General features: G+C 62.4%; 22 protein-coding genes. 6 read left to right on the top strand and 16 right to left on the bottom strand.

The window, feature by feature from the left end:
- The 4 genes from QP802_RS08360 to QP802_RS08345 all read right to left on the bottom strand — a co-directional run bounded on the left by QP802_RS08360 (nucleotide 1) and on the right by QP802_RS08345 (nucleotide 2,993).
- Nucleotides 1-741, bottom strand: coding sequence for a hypothetical protein (locus QP802_RS08360; protein WP_071566607.1), 741 nt, complete (start codon nucleotides 739-741; stop codon nucleotides 1-3).
- Nucleotides 742-826: 85 nt separating this feature from the next.
- Entirely contained in the window at nucleotides 827-1,087 is a 261-nt protein-coding gene (locus QP802_RS08355) for a hypothetical protein (RefSeq protein WP_070465412.1), read from the bottom strand.
- A 274-nt stretch (nucleotides 1,088-1,361) separates the two neighbouring features.
- The gene (locus QP802_RS08350; RefSeq protein ID WP_071569468.1) at nucleotides 1,362-1,847 is read right to left on the bottom strand and encodes a DUF4411 family protein; all 486 of its coding nucleotides are present in this window, start codon (nucleotides 1,845-1,847) and stop codon (nucleotides 1,362-1,364) included.
- Entirely contained in the window at nucleotides 1,848-2,993 is a 1,146-nt protein-coding gene (locus tag QP802_RS08345) for an ImmA/IrrE family metallo-endopeptidase (protein WP_071569469.1), read from the bottom strand.
- Nucleotides 2,994-3,462: 469 nt separating this feature from the next.
- On the opposite strand from QP802_RS08345, the gene QP802_RS08340 reads away from it, so the two are divergent.
- Nucleotides 3,463-4,755: a hypothetical protein gene (locus tag QP802_RS08340; RefSeq protein WP_284818322.1), complete on the top strand. Its 1,293-nt coding sequence runs from the start codon at nucleotides 3,463-3,465 to the stop codon at nucleotides 4,753-4,755.
- Here QP802_RS08340 and QP802_RS08335 read toward each other — a convergent pair.
- Complete coding sequence (locus tag QP802_RS08335) at nucleotides 4,752-6,068, bottom strand: HtaA domain-containing protein (RefSeq protein ID WP_284818321.1); 1,317 nt, start codon at nucleotides 6,066-6,068, stop codon at nucleotides 4,752-4,754. The two genes, QP802_RS08340 and QP802_RS08335, sit on opposite strands and share 4 nt — an antisense overlap.
- Before the next feature lie 315 nt (nucleotides 6,069-6,383).
- Between QP802_RS08335 and QP802_RS08330 the strand changes: the two genes are divergently transcribed.
- The 4 genes from QP802_RS08330 to QP802_RS08315 all read left to right on the top strand — a co-directional run bounded on the left by QP802_RS08330 (nucleotide 6,384) and on the right by QP802_RS08315 (nucleotide 12,980).
- Nucleotides 6,384-8,576, top strand: coding sequence for an AAA family ATPase (locus QP802_RS08330; protein ID WP_284818319.1), 2,193 nt, complete (start codon nucleotides 6,384-6,386; stop codon nucleotides 8,574-8,576).
- Complete coding sequence (locus QP802_RS08325) at nucleotides 8,573-9,616, top strand: 5-methylcytosine restriction system specificity protein McrC (protein WP_256059691.1); 1,044 nt, start codon at nucleotides 8,573-8,575, stop codon at nucleotides 9,614-9,616. The genes QP802_RS08330 and QP802_RS08325 overlap by 4 nt, the downstream gene beginning before the upstream one ends.
- A 672-nt stretch (nucleotides 9,617-10,288) precedes the next feature.
- Complete coding sequence (locus QP802_RS08320; protein ID WP_284818315.1) at nucleotides 10,289-12,166, top strand: hypothetical protein; 1,878 nt, start codon at nucleotides 10,289-10,291, stop codon at nucleotides 12,164-12,166.
- A gap of 34 nt (nucleotides 12,167-12,200) precedes the next feature.
- A complete protein-coding gene (locus QP802_RS08315; protein ID WP_284818313.1) occupies nucleotides 12,201-12,980 on the top strand; it encodes a MerR family transcriptional regulator in 780 nt (259 codons plus the stop codon).
- 6 nt (nucleotides 12,981-12,986) lie between these two features.
- Here QP802_RS08315 and QP802_RS08310 read toward each other — a convergent pair whose 3' ends face one another.
- From QP802_RS08310 to QP802_RS08295, 4 genes are all read right to left on the bottom strand, one after another.
- Nucleotides 12,987-14,390: a succinic semialdehyde dehydrogenase gene (locus QP802_RS08310; RefSeq protein WP_284818311.1), complete on the bottom strand. Its 1,404-nt coding sequence runs from the start codon at nucleotides 14,388-14,390 to the stop codon at nucleotides 12,987-12,989.
- Nucleotides 14,391-14,400: 10 nt separating this feature from the next.
- A complete protein-coding gene (locus QP802_RS08305) occupies nucleotides 14,401-15,072 on the bottom strand; it encodes a potassium channel family protein (protein ID WP_284818309.1) in 672 nt (223 codons plus the stop codon).
- Nucleotides 15,065-16,402, bottom strand: coding sequence for a TrkH family potassium uptake protein (locus tag QP802_RS08300; protein ID WP_284818307.1), 1,338 nt, complete (start codon nucleotides 16,400-16,402; stop codon nucleotides 15,065-15,067). Before QP802_RS08300 ends, QP802_RS08305 begins: the two co-directional genes overlap by 8 nt.
- Before the next feature lie 359 nt (nucleotides 16,403-16,761).
- Entirely contained in the window at nucleotides 16,762-17,076 is a 315-nt protein-coding gene (locus tag QP802_RS08295) for a DUF4229 domain-containing protein (RefSeq protein WP_369822028.1), read from the bottom strand.
- A 44-nt stretch (nucleotides 17,077-17,120) separates the two neighbouring features.
- Here QP802_RS08295 and QP802_RS08290 point away from each other — a divergent pair, with 44 nt between their 5' ends.
- Nucleotides 17,121-17,384: a hypothetical protein gene (locus tag QP802_RS08290; RefSeq protein ID WP_070477766.1), complete on the top strand. Its 264-nt coding sequence runs from the start codon at nucleotides 17,121-17,123 to the stop codon at nucleotides 17,382-17,384.
- Here the strand turns inward: QP802_RS08290 and galE are convergent.
- From galE to hemL, 7 genes are read right to left on the bottom strand one after another with little or no spacing between them, the layout of a single operon-like run.
- Complete coding sequence (gene galE / locus QP802_RS08285) at nucleotides 17,381-18,373, bottom strand: UDP-glucose 4-epimerase GalE (protein WP_284818305.1); 993 nt, start codon at nucleotides 18,371-18,373, stop codon at nucleotides 17,381-17,383. The genes QP802_RS08290 and galE overlap by 4 nt on opposite strands.
- The gene (gene ccsB / locus QP802_RS08280; protein ID WP_070975705.1) at nucleotides 18,373-19,374 is read right to left on the bottom strand and encodes a c-type cytochrome biogenesis protein CcsB; all 1,002 of its coding nucleotides are present in this window, start codon (nucleotides 19,372-19,374) and stop codon (nucleotides 18,373-18,375) included. Before ccsB ends, galE begins: the two co-directional genes overlap by 1 nt.
- Nucleotides 19,375-19,402: 28 nt before the next feature.
- Nucleotides 19,403-21,031, bottom strand: a complete 1,629-nt coding sequence (locus tag QP802_RS08275) for a cytochrome c biogenesis protein ResB (RefSeq protein WP_284818302.1) — start codon at nucleotides 21,029-21,031, stop codon at nucleotides 19,403-19,405.
- Nucleotides 21,032-21,760 (bottom strand): cytochrome c biogenesis CcdA family protein, encoded by a 729-nt coding sequence (locus QP802_RS08270; protein WP_407933410.1) that lies wholly within the window; start codon nucleotides 21,758-21,760, stop codon nucleotides 21,032-21,034. It abuts the gene before it with no gap.
- 51 nt (nucleotides 21,761-21,811) lie between these two features.
- Complete coding sequence (locus QP802_RS08265; RefSeq protein ID WP_071572853.1) at nucleotides 21,812-22,390, bottom strand: TlpA family protein disulfide reductase; 579 nt, start codon at nucleotides 22,388-22,390, stop codon at nucleotides 21,812-21,814.
- A gap of 14 nt (nucleotides 22,391-22,404) precedes the next feature.
- A complete protein-coding gene (locus tag QP802_RS08260) occupies nucleotides 22,405-23,007 on the bottom strand; it encodes a histidine phosphatase family protein (protein WP_070975701.1) in 603 nt (200 codons plus the stop codon).
- Nucleotides 23,008-24,333, bottom strand: a complete 1,326-nt coding sequence (gene hemL / locus QP802_RS08255; protein ID WP_070975700.1) for a glutamate-1-semialdehyde 2,1-aminomutase — start codon at nucleotides 24,331-24,333, stop codon at nucleotides 23,008-23,010.
- Nucleotides 24,334-24,338: the final 5 nt, after the last annotated feature.

The following is a 24,338-nucleotide window of genomic DNA, read 5'->3' as shown; positions in this document are numbered from 1 at the left end:
CTAGTGGAAACTGTTAGCGGCTGATACGGCCTTCCTCCACTGCCTTGTTGATTTCCTCAAACTTGCCCTGTGCGTACAGGCGGTTGAGGTCATCGGCGGTGAGGATTCGGCCATCGTTGTTGTTCGTGGGGCTGGGGTTCCGCTGGTGCGGGGTGCTACCCCACCCGCCTTGAACTGTGGGAATGAGTTGAGCGTGTTGGTGACGAGTTCGCCAGCCTTACTGTCCCACTCGTCGCTGCCCCACTTCGGGAGATCACCTACACCACGGAGATACGGCACAAGCATGTCGGGGGCTGCCCCGTTTTCCTTCGCCAGCTTGCGTAGGGTGTTGTCCTCGCGCATTCGGTCGAGTTCGGCCTGGAGCTTGTCACGCTCGGCTTCTCGTTCCTGCGCGGCGGCCTTGGCCTGCTTGATTTGTTCCTCCGAGTCTTCGTCGGACGGTTCAAAACCGAGTACCTGCGCGAGTTTCTTCAACGTCGCTGCCTGTTCTTCCGCCTGCTTCGCCTTCACTCGGCGGTCGCCGTTCTCGTTCTTCAACTTGCGGTTTTCCGCTTCGTATCGGGCGAGCTGCTTACGTAGCGCGTCAAGGTCTACGGCTTCGTCCGCCTCGTTGGCCTGCGCCTCGCCTAGGTGTTCACCGGCTTGAGTGTAGTTGCCCTGCTCGGTGTCGTGCTGGGCTTGCTGCGCCTTGTCAGCGGCCTGCTGTGCGAGGTCTGCGGGGGTGGTGTTTTCATCCGACATGTGGTTTGTCTCCTCATTGGGGGCTTGGGTGGTGTTCCACGCCTTGGTGGTAACGGGGAGGAGTATCGCGGAGTCAGGGTGGCGGTCAGTGTTGCGTGACGGTCACCCAGGCGGAATCGTCCTCACACACCTGCCAGTACCACTCCGGCCACGTATCAGCGTTGGAAGGCAAAGCCACAACCCCTGTAGGGGTTACCCAGGCGGGAGCGTCACCAACCACCATGGGCACTGTTTCCTCCGGCATTACCATCGCCTCGTCACCGTAAACAACCACCCGGTTAGACCACAGGCGTTCGGGCAGCGCCTCCCTAGCGCGCTCCACCGCCCGTGCTGCAACGTCAATCAACGCTAATCACCGCCAAAACTTCATCCGTAGGTGTCAAATCGTCCGTGCGCATCATCGTCAGCGAACCCGCCTTCAACTTCTTCAACCGTTCGTCAACATTGATTAGTCCATCTGATGACTGGCCCTCAAACCACTTGATCTCGCCGTCCTCTTTAACCCAGTTCCAGATATGGCCGCTCCTAGTGTGTGCACGGCACGTACCGGGACATCATCGCGGGGTTCCTCGGGACGGTCGAAGGGTTATAGAGCGTGGCGTGGGGTCGGATTGGCCGTTTTAAAAAATAATGCTTTGTTGCCTTAAGAAATCAAACTCTGTCATGCACTGCACTCCCAAACCATTGGCAACGTCAGGCAGCTTGACCCGCGTTTGTTTTCGCGGACTCGGGGTCTCGTTCGTAATCACGGTGAAGTCTCGGGCATGCGCACTCGCCACTATCCAAGAATCTGCAACGCGCAGAAATTCTCGAATTGCGCTTTCTTCATAGGGAGCATCCTTACGATCACGCACCCATTGTGTTACCGCACGATAGGAGTCAACCTCTTCTTGCGTCACAGTGAGAATCTGCGACGTAGGGACGAAGCTTCTCAGCCACTGTGACTTTTCGTCATCTCGTTTCAGCAACTCATCTTCTACAGTCTGGTGAAAATAAAACTGACCATTGGAGAAAAACGAATCGAACTGCCGCCAGTACGTTTCAAAAATGTCCCGTGGCCGATGATTGAACGCACCAATCACGATATTCGTATCGATGAGGTACATCTATGCGACCCCCTGCGCACGAGTAACCGTATTCTTCAACGTCTCGGTCTTGGCAATCCCCAGTTGACGCGAAGCCTCCTCTTCAGAAATTGCACCGTCTACATATGCCCCGGTGACGGTGTCCAAAAATCGGCCACCCAGCCGCGACTTCAACGTGACGAAAAAGTCGCCGCCTCCGCCAACAACTGGAGGCTTGAGGTTCGAGGGACGTTGCCGAAGGAATTCCTGCACTTGTGGTTTGCCAAGGCGACGCTGCCCCACCAGTGACCACAGCGCCGTATCCGCACTCACGCGGTACGCATCGTATGCCCACTGAGTTATGTTATTCAGGTCGGGATTACGGTCCCACTCCTGCAACAACGCATGCTGTGGCAGAAGCAGGGCAGCTGCAAACCTGTTACACCATCGCTCCACATCGTGATGATCATTCATGGCACCTGTGAGACCTTCTGCAGCGAGCAGTACGTGGCCTAGCTCGTGAGCAAGGCTGAAGTACTGCCCAACTTTGTAATCACTGCCGTTAACGAAGATCAAGGGATAGGGACCATCAAACAGTGTGAAAGCTCGAAACTCGTCGATGTCGAGTTTGCGGTGGTTGTTATTTCCAAGTACGGAGTTTCGCATCACTAAGACACCGCAGTGCTCAATTGCATCCGCTAATTCCAGCACATTCTCCCGACCAGTGGGCGCTTTACCCGGCCTCCATCCGACATCGGCAAGCTGGGGTAACAATGCACACACCGCATCGTCCGGGCTATCACGCAGTGTCCAGGCACCACCGAAATTTGGAGGATCAATTCCTTCCGCGCGCGCAAATTCTGCATACCAGCTCAAGCGGCGCTCACAGGTATAAATCGTCTCCTTCAACGCTGGGCTGAACTCAGTTACTTTCTTACTATCCACGGTGCGAAAATCTGGGAAATCCGGCTGATCGTCCGTGGGGCCGTCGAGAAGCAAGTAACCAAACGGGATACATGCGAGCGATGCCAAGTGCTCAGCCTGACGCAGCGTCGGCGACACCTTGCCTTCCAGCCATTGCCGGACCAACCGGAAATCACTTCTTTGGGCAAGTTCTTCCACCGTGCTGCCAGTACGCTGCAGCGCCCAGCGCAGCGTCGGCTCTGCAATGTCGACTCGAACAGCCATCACTCACCTCCCGCTAGTTACGTAGTTTTTACCTTAGCGGAGGAGCCCGACAAACATCTCTGGGTAGCTACAGCTAGCAAATTGATACAAACGAGTTTTCATGCTTGTGGAACTAACCTCACGAACGCTAGGATTCATGTCAATCGTTCAGCCCGCCTCCGAGCCAAGCTCAGAGTGTGGGCTGGATTTCTTATTGCAATCGGGGAATATACTTCGCCAAGCTGCAAGATCAAACCAGCTACAACCGTTTCGCAACAAATCGCAAGTTCTCCTCGCTTCCAGAAGGACAACGTGAACACATTTTCGGAGCTTTCGTTATCATGTCCTCCGTAATTCGGGTCGTGTCCCCCGGGACGACTTGGCCAGACACAGTCTCGCAGTATCAAAAAGCGTGCCAGCCGTTGCACACAATAGCGATAGACATTTAAGATAAGGCTAACCTAAGTTATCTAATGAGGGGAGTCTCACCTTGAACGTATCCACACGGCGTCGCGTCGCAACGGGCGCTGCCCTATTCGCGCTGCTCAGCACTAACATCGCGGTCGCGCACGCCTTCCCAACTATCGACGCCGCCACCGCACCCGGCTGCACCGGCGAACTCGACACGCGACACCCGGACCTCGGCGTGCAGTTCGACGTCACCGGCCCCGACACCATCGACCCAACCAAAGACATCACGTTCAAGCTGAAAGGGTCGGGGATCAACCCGGCGTCGACGCCCGGGGCGTCCAACGGCGTTTACGTGGTGCTCACGCCGACGCGGGTGTGGCGCCTCAACCACTGCTCCACCATGACCGGCGACGGCGACGCGCTCGTCGCACGCTGGATCCCCGCCGCCGTGATGGAAGAAAACGGCGGGAAGCTGGATCTCGACCTGCTCGTGGAGGCAAACACGCTGCAACCTGGACAAACATACACGGTCGGGATCATGGCGGCGCACGCCCTGGCGCTCAGCGAGCGCTACTTCGACCGCGGCGTCACGTTCAAGGTGCCGTCGGTAACAACGGACCACGTAGCGACGCCATCCAACGTCCGCGGCGAGATCGACCAGCAGCGCAACGTCACCGTCGCATGGGACTACCCCGAGTCTGTCCCCGGCACCGCGTGGCGCACTCAAATCGAATGCGTCGAACACTGCACCAGCACCAAAACACTACGCAGCCTCGACCTTTCCGACCCGAACGCCCGCACCGCCAAGTTCGACGACGCCGACCCCGGCGTCTACCAAGCCTCCGTCAACGCCAGCCGATGGGTCAACGGCAAGTTCGTCACCACAGACTTCGGGGTGTCGACGCGCTTTGTCGTAGGGGACGTCGATAAGCCGATCAGCCAGCGACTGTACGCGGCCGGCATCGCGCATGAGTACGGCGAGTACGTGGCGCCCGGCACCAACGTCACCCTGACGAACCCCCTGAACACGAAGCCGAAGTGGTCCGTGACCGGGGTGAAGGACTACACAGTCGACCCCGCGACGCAGGCGCTGCGCTTCACCATGCCGACCAACCCGGTGCAGGTCGAAGTCGCAGAGGCGAAGGAGGCGCCGACGACCACTCCGACCACCCCGACTTCGACGACCGCAGCGCCTACCGTGCCTGCAGCGCCTACCGTGCCTGCCGAGCCCACTGCCCCTGCTGCCCCTACCAAGTTCCCGGCTTGGGGCGCGGTGCTGATCGCGGGCGGGGTGGCCCTACTCGCCGTCGTTGCTGGCCTGGCTACCCAATCCCCCGTGATCGCGGCGCTACTGAAGCACCTGCAGCGTTAGATCTTCGGCAGGATGCTCGCCGCGAGCGTATGCAACGCGGCGAACCCACCCAGCAGCGTGGCGATGACCCCCAGCACAATCGCCACAATCGACTCCGGGGCCATGCCCTGCTGCTGCGCCGACGGCATCTCGACAGGCGGCAGCACCGTCCCATCCGTCAGCGTCACGACGAGCTTGCCGTCCTTATCCGTCTTCACCGACGCGATACCGCGACCGTCCTTGCCGTTGTTGCCATTTGTGCCTGCGGCGCCGTCCTTGCCTGGGGTGCCGTCTTTGCCTACGGCACCGTCGCGTCCATCCTTACCGTCCCGACCAGCAGGCGCGTCGCGGCCGTCACGACCATCGTGACCGTCCTTGCCATCAGCGCCGTTGCGGCCGTCCTTGCCGTCCTTCCCCACCACTTTGCCGAGGTCCTTGGTTGTGCCGTTGGTGAAGGTCAGGATCAGGTGGCCGTCACGGTTAATAGAGGCGTCGCGGATGCCGCTTTCTGGCTGCTGTCCTGGCGCTGGTGCCGGTTCCGGTTCGGCGGGCTTCTCGGGCTTCTCGCCGAGCTCCAGCGTCACAGCAAACGGCGACGGCTTCTTCTGATCCTCCCACCTGCTCCCCGAGTTGTAGAACCACGACCGCACCGAGTCCGTCACGTTGTTGACCAGCTCAGTCGGCCACGCATCTGGGTAGGAAATGTCCTCGTCCCGCTTATAGACGACCCCTTCGTACTCCGGCGTCGCCCCCACCGTCACCGTCTTTCCCTCGACGGCAACGTTGGCACCCTTGAACGTCGCGACGGTGACCCGCTTCGCTTCCTTATTATTCACTGCCTGGTTCGGGTCCGCCGAGCTCACGACCGCCGTAATCTTACCGGCGCCCTCCACATCGACCTCGAGCGCGAAGTCCTTGAAAGAGATCGTTTGCGCCCCGTTAATCGTGTAGGTCACCTGACCAGTCCACTGCACCGACAGCGCCTTGGTGTCCTCGTTCACCCAGCCGGTCGCCTTGGTCAGTTTCAGGCTCCCATTGTTCGGCTCGGACTCGTCAACCGGAACGACGGAGACTCCCTCCCCTTCCACGGCGGCGTCCCACAGCAGGGCGCGTTTGCTCAGTTCCCACTCCAGGGTTTGGGATTGGGCGTCGACAAGCGGTGTTGACCCAGCTGGCTGAGCTGCTGCGACGGGCGCGACGGCCGTGGTGCCAGCCTCCTGTGCTTGGGCAGGGACGGCCAGCGGCGCGACGGCGAGACTTGCCGCGAGCGCAACCGCGGGCAGCACTGGCAGCGCTGGCAGCGTGGCGTAGGTCCTGCGTTGGGACTTCTTCATAAGGTTCACCCTCCTCGTAGAAATATTAGGCGTGCCTTACCTTAGTTCAATATATGGTTTGGAGTAAAGGTTTCCGGGCAGATTTTGAGGCGTTTCTGGGGCGTTCGTTCCCGTCGCTTCCGTTCCCGTCGACCTCTTCCGGTCGACCAACGCAGGTCACGACGTTTTGGGCCTTTTTGGTGCGATTTTGCCGATTTCGTACTGACCAGGGTTGGTCGACGCGAGCAGGTCGACCGGAACCTTGCACCCCGCACCCGGGGCGCCCGGCCCGCTAATGTAAAGGCAACACGCTTCAGCGGACGTCGAAGGAGAGCTATGGCCCAGCACGTGTGGGGAGCCCACAATAACAAGACGGATTTTGATCCGATTGCATATGGCTGCGTCGGCGTCAGTTACAGATTTCCGGTTGACCTGCGAAGCTTCGCCTCCAAAGACGCGCTCAGGGACGCCTACAGTGAATGGTTCCCCGACAAGACTGCCTTCGAAAGTGGCCAGGTCATCGGGGTGCTCTACCGCTTTTCTCGCCAAGCACGGGTCGGTGACGTGGTTGTACTGAGCAACCGGGAAAACAAAACGCTGAGCATCGGCGTGGTTACCGGGCCGTACTACTTCGAGGAACAGGGCCAGACAGCGCCGCACCGGTTGCCCGTGGAGTGGAAGCACATCGACATCCCGCGTGCCAACCTGTCCCAGTCAACGCTGAACACGCTCGGGTCTGGGATGTCCTTCTTCGAGGTTCGAAACGGTAGACAGGAAATCCTTGATCTGCTCAGAGGCGTCAACCCTGCGACCAAGCAACCAGTGTTTGATTGGGTGCCGTTCTACGAAGAACTCGCCAATACCGTGCTCACGTACAGAACTAGCCGCACTGAACTGCTGGATAAAGTGCTGGAGTGCGGGACGGTCAGCGGCAAGCCCGACCTGTTCAAGTTCCTACTTCCCTCCAACGAGCGCTACAGCGACGGCACTCGGGTCCGCGATATTGATCCGTTTACGGTCTTCGCCCCGTTCAATCGGAGCATCATCGACGCGAACCGCCTCCGCATCGCGGAGGCATACAAGCAGGTCTTTGGCATCGAGGCCCCGGCGCCGACCGGGTTTAGCGGCGTCCCGCTCCTGAACAACCTCAACTCGTGGTTCATGCACTTCCCTGCCGAAAACGCCGATGATTCCGAAAGCAACGTGGAGCAGTTGTGGGATCTCGCCGAGGCGGCTGTCCGCTACGCGGACTCGGGGACAGACGCGGACGAAGAGGCTTTCGTCGCTACGTTTGATGCGGCCCGGCGCAACTCCGTCGTCAAAACCACGATGGGACTGTTCTACCTTCGCCCACGAAAGTTCGTGGCCGTCGATTCGCAGAATGTGCGCTACCTCAACGAACAGTACCCCAACCCAGAAACGCTCAATCTCAACCGCGCAATGACTGGCGATGAGTACGTCGCAACGCTCGACAGCGTCACTGACTGGATCAGCGAGAGTGCCGAAAGCCCAAGCACCATCGTAGAGCTTTCCCACGAGGCGTTCGTGCACCGCGTGGAGCCAGCCACCATCATCGAGGACGAGCCCGCTGCCGAGTCCACCGACAACAGCTACGACGTCAGCCAAATCATCGACGACGGCTGCTTCCTCGAAGAAGCCCAGCTGACCAGCATGCTGCACAGCCTCGAAGCGAAGAAAAATCTCATCCTCCAGGGCCCTCCCGGCACGGGCAAAACCTGGCTCGCCCGCCGCCTCGCGTACGCGCTCATCGGGGAGAAAAACACGGATTCGCTCACGGTCATGCAGTTCCACCCCTCCATGAGCTACGAGGATTTCGTCCGCGGGTACCGCCCATCGCCGACCGGCAGCCTCGAGCTTATCGACGGCCCCCTCCTCACCCTCGCCGAACGGGCCCGCGCAGACCAGGACACCCGCTATGTCATGATCATCGAGGAGATCAACCGCGGCAACCCCGCCCAGATCTTCGGCGAGATGCTCACCCTCATGGAGAACACTAAGCGTGTCCCGGCCGCCGCAATGCAGCTCATCTACCCGCGGACCGACGAGCAGTTCTACCTCCCGCCGAATCTCTACATCATCGGCACGATGAACCTCGCGGATCGCTCGCTCGCACTCGTCGACATGGCTTTTCGACGCCGCTTCGCCTTCACCAACCTCTACCCCCAGATCAACAACCGCTGGTTGGAGTACGTCACGCAGCTCGGCTACGACGCGAGTATCGCCGACGCCTACCGCGCTGCCCTCGCCGACCTGAACCAGGACATCCACGACGACCAGCTGCTGGGCCCCGAGTACCAAATCGGCCACAGCTACGTCGTGCCCACCGAACGCATCGACACCCAAGCCAACGTGGACGCCCCCGCGAAAACCCGCGCCTGGCTGCAGGTAGTCACCGACACCGAGATCCTGCCACTACTCGAGGAATACTGGTTTGATGATCGCGACAAAGTAGCGAAGGCGGAGTCCCAGCTTACGGCTGCACTGCACACGGGAAGCACGCAAGCGTGACGCCCATCCCTGTCCGCAACGTCTGGCTGCTACAGCTGCTGGCGTCGAAGTTGTACCGCGATGGTGGGATCGCGTTGTCCGGCGCGGAGCTCGTCGATAAGGATGTTATTGAGCTGGTCTCAACCATCCTTGCCGACGCCGCCCAACACCGCCTCCGCAACGGACTGCGCATCGGATTCGAGCGCCACACCTCGGACATCCGCCGTGTACGAGGCAAGATCGACCTGCTTGGCACCGCGCGCGACCAGCTCCTCACACGTGGCCGCATCCGCTGCCACTTCGACGAGGTCTCCCTCGATACTCCGACCAACAGGCTGGTCCGCTCCGCGCTCATTCGTGCGACCCGTTTCCCCGGCGCCGACCCCCGCTGCCACCACCTTGCCGATCAGTTCGGCGCCGCCGGTGTTGGCGGTCAGAAGCCTGCCGGGCGGTTCGTCGCCGCCCTCGAGCACGACCGCAACGCCTCGGCCGACCTGCGCATGATCGCCGCCGCGAAACTCATCCACGACCTCGCGGTGCCGACCACCCAAGCGGGATCGCTGCGCACGTTATCTTCCGACATTAGCGACCCCCAGATGCGCCTCCTCTTCGAGGCTGCCGCCCTCGGCGCCTACACCGCCAACCTCCCAACCTGGGATATCAAGGGCGGCAAACATCTTCGGTGGGACCTTTCTTCCACTGGCGGCGAAGGCACTACCCTGTTGCCCGGCATGATCACCGACATCATCCTGCGCCCGCCGGGCGCGCCCCCAATCATCCTCGACACCAAGTTCAACGAGATCCTGCAGCCCACCCAATACCACGCCGGCAAGTTCCGCTCGGGCTACCTGTATCAGATTTACTCCTACGTGATGAGTCAGCAGGCCAACCCAGGCTTCGGGCCACACACCCGGGGTGTGCTGTTGCACCCGGTCATCGGCAAGGCGGTGAACGAAACTGTCGTGATCCAGGGCCACCCGTTCCGCTTCGCCACCGTAGACCTGCACGGTACGTACCGCGAGATCATCGCGGGGTTCCTCGGGGCTGTCGAGGGGTTGTGAGGCAGGGGCTTTGACCGGACATAAACGAAGGAACCCCTCCCACACAACTTTGATGCACATGGGGTGAGCCGTCGACTTCTGGGGCATGAGAAAGCCCTCCATCCAAGAAAAATACTGGGTGGAGGGGATATTTTGTCGTCGCGTCGATTACATTACTAGCTGCGAGACGTATCTACTAGACACCGGAAAAGTATCGGGAGTGGGACTGGCGGAGATTTTCCTCACTGGCACTAGCAACCGCCACAATTTCAACATCAGGATCAGTATTGAATCGATCCAAGTACAGTCGCTCACGTGTAGCTTCAGACAGTGAGTCAAACTGCTTACATCGCACAGATCCCGTTTTGCGATGGTACTCAATCAAGAATGCTGACATAGGGCTTTCACGTTCCTTCCTGTGCGATGTTTAACCGTACTCTGACCAGGCCAAGAGCCAAAAGATAGCCCCGCAACACTCCGTCAATTGGATATGCGTATCCACTTATCCATGATTACTTGGTAGAATGCCCCCGAACGCCCCGAGGCGCCTCTGCGAAAGCATGCACCCGGGGCTCCTGTGTTTCGGCTATCTTTCGACACCGCGAACCTCCGTTCGAACACTGCCCGTGCAATGTCGGGGCTGCATGCTTCAATGAAGTCAACAAGTGATAGTTGATGTGAAAGGTGCAGGTCATGGCGATTTCGATGCCGCAGGACTTCGAGCATGCGCTCACGTCGATGCTCAACGGCGAGAGCGTTGTGATCGACGGGGCGCCCGGCACCGGCAAGTCCACGCTGCTGCGCACGTTCATGGAAGCGAATGACGCGCTACCGGAAAACCTGCGTAAACGGGTGCTACCCGTCGCGCTGTTGGGGGGCGCTGCGGACGGTATCAGCGGGATGACGATCGACTCTGCATTCAACTTCGACCCCTTCATGACGCTCGGCGATGTCCTACCCGGCGGTTCCTGGGACATCAGCGGCGCAGAGATGCTACTTAGCTTGGTTGAGGCATTAGTTATCGACGACGCCCACAACCTCAACACCGAGCTCCTGTTGATGATGAGCGTGGCCCTGCAGCGCGTGCGAAAGAATAACGAACCGTTTGGGGGCGTGCAGCTCATCGCTGCGGGAGAATTGGCTGGGTCCGACTCACCGCTGGGATCGATGGTGCAAGAGCCAGAGCCGGATCCCGAACGTTATGTGTTCCTCTCCTTTGACGGTGTCAGTTTTAACGTCAGCTACCACGTCGTTCGCGTTCACGCGGTGGTTGTGGAGCGTGGCCAGATCGTTGCGGACTTCGGCACGTGGCTCAACCCGATGTCTGACTTGGGGCAGTTCGGACTCGACAACGAGGTTCCTCCGGGTGGGGTTGCTATCGCGCCGCAGCTCGAGGACTTTTGGCCGCTGCTGCTACGGCAGGCTGCGGGTGGCATTGTCGTCGGCGATCGCTTAGAGATGGCCCAGGACGCCGGCCGCTACCAGGCCCGGGGCCTCGACATGGAACTCGGCGACGGCATCGACGCCGAAGCACTCGACATCGTTGTTGAGGGCAGCGACGTCATCGAACGCGCGCACTCCATGGCGCTCGATTTCCTCTCGGGGGACGTCGAGATCCCCTACGTGCGGCCGGTACCCGACGCATCCGATACACAAGAAGGCGCGCTCTTCCAGCCGTTTTGGGCACCCGCTGTCCCGCTCAAGCTCGATCAGACCCGCGCGACCGACTCCGATAATGCCTGGGCAGCCTTCTCCGGCTCCGGCGTGGAAGTCGGCGACCAACGCATGCTCCAACAGACTGCCCTGCGGCTTTCTTCCTGGGGGATGTCTCGCGGTGTTTGGACGAAGCGGGCCGAAGAGGAGGTGCGCAAACGCGCCATCATGACAGGGCTGACGCAGGTGTCCCTCCCGGAAGGCGAAGAGCAAAACATCGATATTGCTGCGCTGCTCTCCCCAGGCATAAGGGTGGTATTTACGGGCTGCCGCGAAGCCATCAGCTTCTACGACGGCGAAGAGCAGCTCATCACCGCCTGCGAGTCGTGCGGACTCATCTTCGAAGACAGCGTCTCTGCAACCACGTGCGATGTCCTCGTAGCGTGGGACCCGGCATCCATGTCGCGCAAGGCAAGAACCGCCAGGGAGCTGGGCATCCCGATCGTCTCGTTCGCCGATTTTGAGGACTGGCATAGGTACTACACGGGTTCGCCCTACGAGACCTTCCTCGCGGACATCCTCGAGGAAGGCCACCAGGTGGCGTTCCTCGGATCGATCGTCATCAACGGGATCCACATCACCGACGGTGCACGCATGGCGCTCCTGTGCGACGAGCTCGGCCTCGTGTACAGCCCGGAAATCCCCATCTCACTTTGCGACGCCCTCATCACCGACGACCTGACCGCCAGCCAGTACGGCTTACCACTCATCCCAGTGGATGCATTCGGCGCGTGGGTGAACAGGGAGTTCGCATCCAAGGGTCAGTTCTTCACCGAAGACTTCTTCATCCCCGCCGACATCACCGCGCTGTATGGCCCGGACGAGCTGCTTTCCAAGATCGACGAGAGCAAAGCTTGACCCTGACGTAACGTCAGACTGCACAATGGCTGCCATGACCAACAACGAAGAGCTTTACACAGTCGGCGAAGTGGCCAACGCATTCGGGATCACGGTGCGAACCCTGCACCACTGGGAGCAGGCCGGCCTCGTCGAACCTGTGTATCGTAGCTGGTCAAACTACAGGCTGTACACGCCAGATGACCTGGAGCGCATCCAGCACATCCTGGTCTACCGGACCACCGGTATGAAACTGTCTCAAATCAAAGAAGTACTCTCCCACCCCACCTCGAACCGGGAACACCTGCGCAGGCAACACGAACGCCTGCTTGAGGAGCGTTCGCGGATCGATGGGATGGTGGTGGCCGTCGAAAAGCTATTGGAGCAAGCAATGAACAATCACAAGCCAACCCTCGAAGAAATCGGCAAGATCCTCGGCGACCCGAACTACACCGAACACCAAGCCGAAGCGCAAGAGGCCTACGGCGACACGCCCGGCTGGGCGCAGTACCAGGGTCGCACCGGCAACTGGGGCGCGAGCGACTGGGAGGACAGCAAGCAGCGTTTCGACGCCATCGATACCAAACTCGCCGACGCTGTTCGCCGCGACGTGCCCACCGACAGCGCGGAAGCCGCCGAACTCGTCGAACAGCACCGGAAGGTGATCGGGCAGTTCTTCGACGTCACCCCGGAGATGCAGTTCCAGATCTCGCGCGGCTACATCGCCGATGAACGCTTCAAGCGCTACTACGAAGAACGCCAACCTGGCCTGGCGCAGTGGCTCGCCGACGCCATCGCGCACGCCACCGGCCACGGGGACGAGAGCGAGTCCTAGCTGGGCCTAGCGCAACAGACGCTTGCACAACCGCAGCGCGAGCGCCATCGCGTCCGCAACCCGCTTGCCGCCGCCAGTGCCGACCCCGCCAAGCGGCACGTAGCGCTGCGCCGCCACGGTACGGGCCTCGGTGTACTTCAGCAGGCCTTCGTCGCCATGGCGTCGCCCCACGCCTGACTGTTTCCACCCGCCCATCGGCGCGTCCATCGATGCCCACGCGGCCGCGTACCCCTCATTAATGTTCACGGTCCCGGCGTGCACGTGCCCCGCGACCACGCGCGCCTCGTCCTCCGCGCCCCAAATCGAGGCATTGAGCCCGTAGTCGGTGTCATTCATCTTCTCGACGCCCACCTCCGGCCCATCCACCACCTCCACAAAGACGACTGGCCCGAACACTTCCTCGCGGTACAGATCGGCGTCCTCCGGGACGTCCACGAGGATGGTCGGTGCGTAGAACGTATCCCCGAGCTGGGGTAACGCCTCCCCACCAGCCAGGACGGTGGCGCCTTTGTCCACGGCGTCGTGGACAAAGGCGTCGACACGCGAGCGGTGCTCCGCCGAAATCAGCGAGCCAACATCGTCACCCCACCCGTGCCCAATGCGCAGGCGTTTCGTCAGCGCCACAAACTGTTCAAGGAACACTTCTGCCACGGCGCGGTCCACGTAGATCCGCTCCACGGAAATGCACAGCTGGCCGGTGTTGCTGAAGCAAGCGTCGACGGCACCGCGCGCCGCCGTCTCGGGGTTTGCGCTAGCCAGAACCAGCAGCGGGTTCTTCCCGCCCAGCTCAGCGGAGAACCCAATCAGACGCTCCCCGGCCTGCGCGGCAAGCTTCCTGCCGGTGGCGGTGGACCCTGTGAACATGAGGAAATCGCACCGCTTCACAATCTCCTGCCCCACCGTCCGCCCGCTTCCCTCCACAACCTGGAACAGGTCGGCTGGCAGCCCAGCCTGCACCAGCAGCTGGTGGGCGCGCTGCGCGGTGCGCGGGGTTTGCGTATCCGGCTTCAGTACCACGGCGTTGCCCGCAATCAGTGCCGCCACCGCATCCGACACCGCCAACGAGAGCGGGTAGTTCCAAGGTGCAATCACTCCCACCACGCCTTTCGGTGCCCGGTGCACCTCGGTCCATGTCACCACCGGCATAGCGCCCCGCACTCGGGCTGGCGTCAGCAGCGCCTTCGCGCGGTACGCGTAGTGGCGGGCGGTAATCGCAACGTCCATGACCTCGTCGAACGCGTTGTGTTTCGCCTTACCTGTCTCCTGCTGGATCAGGTCCACCAATTCGTCGCGGTGCGCCAACACCAGGTCGTGGTAGCGGAGAAAGATGCGGCTGCGCTGGCGAAGAGGGGTCGTCGCCCAGGCGCGCTGTGCCGCGCGTGCAGTGTCGAAAGCGTGCTGTACTGACATGCAGCCCAGGTTAGCGTCGCCGCGCCGCCATGCGGCTGAACTTTTCCACCCGGCGCGAATCCCCATAGATCTGTACCTGCTCGCCAGCCTCCAGAACCATGCGCCCAAGCACGGGCTGCCAGCGGTCCTCGCGGCGCACGGCGATCACCTTCACGCCGTGGCTCTGCCACAACGCCTGCTCGTCGAGCGGGCCCGCCACGTGCGTCGGCACCACCGTGTGCACAATCGCCGTGCCCGAGGACAACTCCACGTAGTCGAGGTTCGCCCCACGCACCAGGTGCGCCACGCGCCGCCCCATCGCCTCCTCCGGGTGCACCGCATGCGGCACCCCGATCTGGTCCAGGATGCGCCCGTGCGCATTACCGGAGGACTTCGCCCACAAATTCTCGACGCCCACATCCACCAACAGCGAACACGTCAAAATCGACGCCTCCACGTGCGCCCCGCCGATCGCCACGACGACGCCGTCGAACTCCGAAATGCCCAGCTCATCAATCGTGGCCACGTCCGTGCAGTCCGCCTGCACCACCTTCGACAGCAGCCCGTTGTTGCGCTTCACGGCAGCCTCTTCCAGATCGATGCCGACGACGGTGGCGTCGTCAAACATGAGCTCCCGGCCCACCGCCGAGCCAAACCTCCCGAGCCCAAGCACCGCGTACGTGGGCGTTGCAAACTTAACCAATGATCGGCCTTTCATAAGGAAGCAAAATTTTCGACGCCGGCTCCGCAAACGCAAACGCCGTCGCCACAGTAATCGGACCCAACCTGCCAACAATCATCATAAAAATAATGACCAACAACGAAGGCGCATCCAGGTGCGGCGTAATGCCCGTGGACAACCCCACCGTGCCAAACGCCGACAGCACCTCAAACAACACCTCCGACAGGTGAAACGGCGTCAGTGCCAACAACGCGAACGTCGCCGCCACCACCAGCGCGCCGCTGAGCATCACCACCGTGATCGCCTGGTGCACCACCTCCACCGGGACACCTTTGCCCAGCATGACCGGCTGCGTGCGTCCCCGCACCACCGCCGACACCGCCGCCACCAACACCAACACCGTCGTGATCTTCACGCCACCCGCGGTGCCGGCCGGGCCCGCCCCCACAAACATGAACAGGTCCATCGCAAACAGCGTCGGCTCGTGCATCCCGCCAATATCGACAGAGTTGAACCCGCTCGTGCGGGTCTGCACCGCCTGAAACAGCCCCGCCAACACCGCATCCGACGCCGGCAACCCACCCAGCGTCCGCGGGTTGTTCCACTCCATGACGAGGATGGTGGCCGTCGAAAAGCAAAGAAGGAAGAGCGTACCGGCAACCACCATGCGCGTATTCAACGTCCAGCGGTGCAGGTGCAACACGTCCCGCCGAAACTGAAACAGCACCGGAAACCCCAAACCACCAATAATGATCGCCGCCATGATGGGCACGCAGACCCACCAGTCCCCCACGAAACTGGTCATGTTGTCCGAATAGAGCGCGAACCCCGCATTGTTAAACGCCGACACCGCATGAAACACCCCATGCCCCAACGCGCGCGGCAATGGGTAGCCCAACGCCACGAACCGCGCCGTCAACGCCAGCGCGACCAACGCCTCCACCACGATGCTCACCAGCAGGACCCGCCTCAACAGCGGCGCGATCCCGCCCACCGCCGTACGACGCTCCACCGCCGAAATCACATTCGCACTCAAATTCGCTTTGCGGACCACCGCCTGACCCAGAATCGTCGCGAAGCTCATCACTCCGAACCCGCCAACCTGGATCAACACGGCAATGACCACCTTGCCGAACGTAGTCCAATACGTCGCCGTATCCACAATGGCTAGGCCGGTTACACACAGCGCGGACGTCGCCGTAAACAACGCCGGCAACAGCGGCAACCCACCCGGATTCACAGTGGAAGCCGGAAGCATCAGCAACACCGTGCCCACGAACAGGGCAACCAGGAAGCCGAACAAAATCACCGCCGCGCTATTGAGCTGGCGGTGCCGAATGTCAGCAGTCACCAGCGGAACATTACGCCAGCGGGGTGCGGGTGGCAAGGGTTTTGAACTTTTCGAGTGTAAAGTGTGAGGGGTATTCCCCTCTTGCCTGAAGTCACCCGTTCAGCGGACTGGCTGCGGAGGGGTTTTCTTGTCGCTGAGTAGCTATGGAGTGGGCGCCAGTGCCAAATCTGACATCGTTTGTTGTCTAGCACATTTTCTGCCAGCAACTTTGAAGCGATAGACCTTATTCGATTGCGTCTTTTGGCACTCGAACCGACCTGCCTGACACCAAATTCCCTCACACAGAACAGGCGACCTGGGCTTTGCGAACCCACGACGCCAAAATGCAGGAATGTGGTGCACACCGTCCCACGAGAGAACTAACGCTCGGCCAGCTCGGCCTCGATCCACGCCTTGCGGGCCTGGCGCTGCTCCTTCCAATGCGCAAGCGCCTGGACGGCCTCGATGCGTTGCTTCTTGAACACCAGCATGGACAGCGGGAACGCCACGATCAGGGCCAGCAGGGCCGACATGATCAGCGGCACGGGCGCCCCAACCGCGACGGCCAGCAGCTGGATCACCACGGTGAGGACGATGAAGAGGAGGAGCCGGTACAACCCGTAGATGGCGGCGGCTTTGTTGGCGCGACGCTTCGCGCTTGGGTCAACTTCGGGTGCTTCACTCATGGGGGCCATGGAGACTTAGCCTAACGCAAAGGTGGACCAGTATGTTAGAGGGCATGGGAAGGCTTCTACTCATCGCTCTGATCATTCTGGCTGTGTACTTGATGTGGCGCGCGTTCGGCCCGGGGTCGAATGCACGGTATGGAGGGTACGGGGTGCAGCAGCAGGAACAACCGCCGGTTATTAAGGGGCCGGATGATGATGAGGAGTTCCTGTGGGAGATCGAGAAGAATAGGTTTAAAGAACGCCGGGCCCGCGAGGAGGCGGAGCGCCGGCGTCGTGAAGAGGAGGAGCGTCGGAGGAAGCGCGGCGAAGACTAGCTGCGCGTTGCTTCCTCGGCGAGGACCTCGGGCAGCTTCTCTGCCCAGGCCAGGGAGTCGCGGACGCCCTGCTCGATGGTGAGTTCTGGGGACCAGCCGAGTACCTCGCGCGCCTTGTCGATGCGCGGTGCGCAACCGGCGACGTCGCCCTCGCGTGGTGGTGCGGTGGTGACCTCCATGTCGGAGCCGCTGGCGGACTTGAACGCCTCGGCGAGCTCGAAGACGGTGGTGCCCGTGCCGGTGCCCAGGTTGATGACCTCGTATGGGGCGAGGTCGGCCTTGAGGGCGGCGACGTGGGCGCGGGCCAGATCCCAGACGTGGACGTAGTCGCGGAGGCCGGAGCCGTCGCGGGTTGGCCAGTCGACACCGGTGACCGTGAACGCCTCACCCTTCTGGTGGGCGGTGATCATCTTGCCCAGCGCGTGGGACGGCAGCGGGTTCTGCAGGCCGGTGCGCAGCTGCGGGTCAGCGCCGATCGGGTTGAAGTAGCGCAGGGCCACGGCCTGGATCTGGCCGGCGGCAGCGGCGTCAGCCATGACGCGCTCCAGCATCCACTTCGACGCGGCGTACGGGCTAGTTGGCGCCACAACGGAGGACTCGTTGACGGTGAAGTCCTCGTCCGCCTGGTACATCGCGGCGGTCGAGCTGAGCATGACGCGCTTGACGCCACGGTCGCGAAGAACCTGGAGCATCTTGGTTGCGCGGCCGACGTTGACGTCGTAGTACTCGAGTGGCTGCGCGACGGACTCCGGCACGATGATCTTGGCCGCGCAGTGGATGACGGCTTCGATGTCGGGGTGGTCGTCGAAAATCTTGTTGAGCAGCTCGGTGTCGGCGATGTCGCCCTCGTAGTGGTCGAAACGCTCGGCGAAGACGCGCAGGCCAGTGGAGTAGTCATCCAAGATGACCGGGGTGATGCCTGCGTCGGAGCAGCACGATGCAATTGTGGAGCCGATGTAGCCGGCCCCTCCTGTAATCAGTGTTTTCATTAGTTCAATCCTGCGTACGAGTGAAGTCCAGCAATGACAGTATTTACATAGGTCATGTTAAAGATGGTCATGGCCAAGGCAAAAACGTTGATCCACGCGGCCTTCGAGTTCTTCCAGCCGGCGGTGGCGCGCGCGTGGAGGTACGCGGCGTACAGAATCCACGTAATCATGGACACGGTTTCCTTCGCGTCCCAACCCCACGGGCGACCCCAGGCGACCTCAGCCCAGATCGCGCCGAACACGATGCCGATTCCGAACAGTGGCAGCGTAATGATCGCCGTCTTGTAGGTGATCTGGTCGAGCGTCTTCGCGCTCGGCAGCGGCTTCGCAATCGCGCCGAAGAACCCGCGCTCCTCGCCGCGCGGCTGCCACATGCGCAGCAAGTACAGCAGCGCAAAGATGCCCGACACAATACCTATCGACGCCCCCACCGACACCGACGAAACGTGCACCGGCAGCCAGTAGGACTGCAACGCCGGCACCACCGGTGCCACGTGCATGTGGAACACGGTGGAGTTGAGGAACATCGCGATCGCCATCGGGGCGAGCAGCCACGGCCAGATGGTGTGCCAGTTCTTGCGCTGCACCACGATCGCGGCTGCGACCATCACGACGGCCGTCATGGCCAGGATGTACTCGTACAGGTTGCCGAGCGGGAAGCGCTTCGCCGCCAGCCCGCGCGTAATGAAGGACGCGACGTGCAGCACGATGCCGAACCAGATCAGCGCCTGCGTCATGTTCGCCCACTTGCGGGCGCCGGCGACGCGGCGGTCGTATTCTGCCTGGTCGAAGGAGTCGGAGGGGACGTCGATAAGCTCGGAGCCGCCCCCGGCCCCCACGGCGACTTTTTGATCCATGCGGGCGCGCTCGCGGCGCATGTCGAGCACGCCGAACATGCGCCCGTAGTAGATACAGGACATGATCAGCGCAGCCAGGTACAGGATGAACGCGGTGCGGAACGTGAGGTCTGAGAGGTCCGCCATCGTGGAATCGACAAGCATGGGGAACAATCTACCGCGTCATCGCAGGTTAGCCAAGGTCATCAACCTCGAAGGAGGGGTGATCCTCCTCCGAAACGCCCAGGATTTCCTCCACGATTTCGTCGAACTCGGCGCCCCACCCGGCGCGGTCCGTGCGCGCCAGACCGGCGAGCTCCACGTGGGTGCCGGTGGCCGTCGGGGTCAGGCGGATCCACAGGCGGCGGCGCTTGATGGTCAGCGAGCCGGCCAGCGCGGCCAGCATGAGCACCGAGGTGGCCAGCATCCAGCCCTGGGTCGGGTCGTGGGAGATTTGGTAGTTGGCGTACTCGGCTGCGCCGTCGAAGCGCACGCGGATGCCACCCTCAAGGGTGGTTTCCTCCCCCGGCACCAGGTTGACGCGCTCCACCTTCTGCAGGCGCCCCTCGGCGATCAGGTTCTGGTCCAGCACGAAGATATTCTGCGGGCGGCCGGTGTCCAGGCCGGCGTCTCCGACGTAGATGTCTACGGCCATCGCCGGGTCCTGCATCGCAGGGAAGCCGGACTGCAGCATGTCGCCATTCACGCCGGTCCACTGGGCGGTCGGCGCGAAGTTGCCCTCGATGGCGATCTGGTGCTCGCGGCGCTCGGTGAGGTCCGGGTACATGCCGGCCGGTGGGTCGAAGCGCATTACGCCGGCGGACAGGAAGTTCTGCACGTCCGTGGGCCGAAACTGCACCATCTGGGTGCGCGACTCCCCATTCGGCCAGGTGATGGTCACCTGCGGGGCAAAGCCGTGCCCCTGCAGGTAGACGCGGTTGCCGTCCACGCGCAGCGGGTGGTTGACCTGCAGCGTGAAGTCCTGCCATTGCTCGCGCGGGGCGGCCACGTCCGGGGTGTAGGCCAAGTCCGACCAGAACCCGTTCGCCTGCCCAGTGTTGAGGTATTCGGCGCGGAAGTTCTTCGACTCGATGCAGAACGGGTGCAGGCCGGTGCCGTCAAACAGTGGACCGGCGCGGAACACGTCGAAGTTCGCAGGCGACGTATTACAGAACTGGCGCGGCTGCTCCACCGGCACCGCGTACTGCGACTCGGACTCGGTCACCATGATGACCTGGCCCTCGTAGAAGACCATTCGGCCCGCCGCGAACGCCACAATCATGCCCACCAGCCCGATGTGGAACAGCAGGTTCATCAGCTCGCGGGAGTAGCCGCGCTCCGCCGAAATGGAGAACACTCCGGCGCGGTCTTCCTCCGGCTGGTAGGAAGCCACGTGCCACTTGCGCAGCACTGCGCGCGCCTTCGCCTCCAGCTCGTCCTTCGGCGTATCGACGTCCCCCTCCGCATGCAGCGGCATCCTGGACAGGTACTTCGGCGCCTTGGTCGGCGTGGCCCGGTACGCGCGCCAGTGGTCAATCGAGCGCGGGATGATGCACCCGACCAGCGAGACCATCAGCAGCGTGACGATAGCGACGAACCAGGTGGAATCGAAGACGTCGAAGAGCTGGAGCTTGTCGTAGATGGGCCCCATGGTTGGGTTGGCGCGCAGGTAGTCGTCTACCAGCGTCGCGGAGACCGTGCGCTGCGGAAGCAGCGCTCCCGGGATGGAGGCCAGGGAAAGCAGGAACAACAGCAGCAGCGCGGTGCGCATACTGGTCAGCCAGTGCCACGACCTGCGTAGCCACGTCCATGCAGTGCTCATTTAAATCACCGTTGCTCCATATCCGACGACGAGCTGGCGCGTCCAGCCGATAAACACGTTCCAGGCCCCAGTCAGCAGCAGCAGGCCGACGATGACCATCGCTACCCCGCCGATCACCTGGATGGTGCGCGAATGCTTCCGCAGCACCTCGATACTACGCACCGCCTTCGCCGAGCCGAGCGCCACCAGCAAAAACGGCAGCCCCAGCCCGAGGCAGTACGCGATGACCAGCAGCACGCCGCGCGCCGCGGTCATGCCCGCCGTCCCCACAGAAACGGACACGATGGCGGTGAGCGTCGGCCCCAAACACGGGGTCCACCCGAGCGCGAACACCCCGCCGAGCAGCGGCGCGCCCAGCAGCGTGGTCCACTTCTTCGGTCGCAGCCGCGTGTCGTTTTGCAGCGCCGGCACCCAACCGGCGAACACCAGGCCCATCAGGATCGTGACCACCCCACCCGCGCGCATGAGGGTCTCCGCGTTGAGCGCCACCGCGCTCACCGCGCCGAAGACGGTCACGGTGGCCAGCAGGAACACCACGGTGAACCCGAGGATGAACAGGCCCGCCGCGCCGGCGACGGCCCAGCGGCGCCGCGTCACAGATACCCCGTGCTCATCCACGTTGAGCTCCCCGCCCACGATGCCCGTCAGGTACGACATGTAGCCCGGCACCAGCGGCACCACGCACGGCGAGGCGAAGGACGCCAACCCGGCCAGCGCAGCCGCCAGCATTCCCAGCAGCAGCGGGCCTTGGGAAACCAGCTCCGATAACGCCTCCCCCACTTAGGCCTCCGCCTCCTGGTGCAGCGTATTCGCCAGGTCGATGATCTCCTGGGCGGTGACCTCCCGCAGGAACACCGCCGCCGGGCGGTGCTGGGTGTCCAGCACGATCGTCGTCGGGATCACGGAGCTGGGCACGCCGCCCAAGAACGCGGCGGTCTTAAACGGCGGGTCGTAAATGGATGGGTAGGTCACCCCGTTGTCCTTCATGAAGTCGCGCGCGATGTCCGCGTTGTGGTCCCGCACGTTAATACCGAGGACGGTGCCGAAGCCCTCGATGGACTCCTGCACCTCCTGGAGGTCGTCGACCTCCGCGCGGCACGGCGCGCACCACTGCCCCCACGCGTTGAGCACCACGACCTCACCGTCGAAGTCGCTGAGCGAGATCTCACTGCCCGGCTCCATCAGGGACTCGCCGGAAAAGTCCGGCAACGGCTTACGCTCCTCCTGCGGGTAGAACAGTTCCACCTGCCCGCCCGGCGAGTGGAACGCGAAGGACCCGCCGTTGTCACTGGCGCTCGAGCACCCGCTCAGCAGCACGGCTGCGGCAACGAATGGGACAAGGCTGCGGCGCACGGTCATAGGGTCCTTCCAGGTTAGATCGCGGATGCGGGGGTTGAGTATGACCAGTCAACAACAACGTCGTCGTCGAACACAAGTGACGTCACGCTGGCCAGCTCGCAGCGACGGCTCACATGCGCGAAGGGCTTGCCCTGCACGTAGCGCTGCACCGTCACGATCGGCAGCTGGTGGCTCACCAACACGGCCTCGTGGCCCTCGGCGCGCTGGCGCGCGTCCTCGATCGCGACGTCCATGCGAGCAAAGATGTCCTCATAGGACTCGCCCCAGCTCGGCTCCCAGGGCTTGAGCATGTGACGCCACCGGATCGGGTTCCACAGCTGAGAGCGCCACCCCTTGGTGCGTAGCCCCTCAAAGGTGTTGCCGGCCTCCAGGATCTCCTCCCGCGTATCAATCTCCAGACCAGTGACCTCCGCAATCGGCTGCGCGGTCTCCTGCGCGCGCAGCAGCGGGCTAGCCGCCAGGTAGGTGACGTCGCGGCCTTCGAAAAACTTCGAGGTCGCAGCCGCCATCGAGTAGCCGCGAGAGCTCAAGTGGTAGCCCGGCATGCGCCCGTAGAGAATCTTCTTCGGGTTGAACACTTCACCGTGGCGCACCAGGTGGACAACAGTTCGCGTCATTTACTGGCCCTCCGGGGTCGCGGCGGCTGCGGCCTTCGCAGCCGGGACGAGCGCGGCCTCGATGGTGGCGAAGTCGTCGTCGGTCAGCGCCGTGGAGACGAACCAGGTCTCGAACGGGCTCGGGGACGCGTGCACGCCGTGGTCCAGCAGCGCGTGGAAGAACGGCGCGTAGCGGAACGTGTCCGCCGCCTTCATGTCGTCGAAGTTGTGGCCCTCGCTCTCCGCGAAGCGCACCGACAGCATCGTCGACGCGCGCTGGATGTGGTGCGCCACGCCCTCACGCGTCAGCGCCGAGCTGACCAGATCTTCCAGCCTGTCCGCGTTGCGGTGCAGCACCGGGTAAATATCCTCGCTGGCCAGGCGCAACGACGCCATGCCCGCAGCCATCGCCACCGGGTTTCCGGACAGGGTTCCTGCCTGGTACACCGGCCCGTTCGGCGCAAGCTTCTCCATTACTTCTCGACGCCCACCAAAGGCCGCCGCCGGCAACCCACCCGAGATGACCTTGCCGAAGGTCGTCAGATCACCCGCAACACCGTCGACCCCGTACCAGCCGGAGTAGGAGGTGCGGAAGCCCGTCATCACCTCATCCAGGATGAGCAGGGCGCCGTTAGCGTGGCAGACCTCCTTCAGCTTCGCGTTGAAGTTGTCCTGCGGCGCCACCGTGCCCATGTTGCCGGCGGCCGCCTCCGCGATCACGGCGGCGATCTGGCCCTCGTTTTCCGCGAACGCCCGCTTCACGGCCTCGATGTCGTTGTACGGCACCACGATCGTGTCCGCCGCCTGCGCGCCGGTCACCCCCGGCGAATCCGGCAGCGAGAACGTCGCAATCCCGGAGCCTGCCGACGCCAACAGAGCGTCCACATGGCCGTGGTAGCAGCCATCAAACTTAATAATCTTCGGGCGCTGCGTATACCCGCGCGCCAGGCGCACCGCCGACATCGTCGCCTCAGTACCCGAGTTGACCATGCGCACCTCCTCCACGGACGTACGCTGCGTAATCATCTCCGCGATCTCCACCTCGGCCTCCGTCGGCGCACCGAAGCTCAACCCGTTCACCAACGCCTTCTCGACGGCCTCCAGGATCGCCGGGTGCGCATTCCCGTGGATCATCGGGCCCCACGAATCCACCAGGTCGACATAGGAGTTGCCGTCGACATCTACAAGCGTGCTGCCGAACGCCTTCTCGATAAAGCGCGTCTGCCCACCCACCGAGCCAAACGCGCGCACCGGCGAGTTCACCCCGCCCGGCGTGACCCGCTGAGCACGCGCAAACAACTCAGCAGAACGAGCAGTATTTTCTGAAGTCAGGTTCGTCTTCGTCATAGTTG

This window comes from Corynebacterium sp. UMB10119B, from assembly GCF_030228125.1.
GTDB classification, from domain to species: Bacteria; Actinomycetota; Actinomycetes; order Mycobacteriales; family Mycobacteriaceae; genus Corynebacterium; species Corynebacterium pseudogenitalium.
Note: the sequence above shows the minus strand (reverse complement) of the source record. Positions and strands in the feature narration are given on the sequence as shown.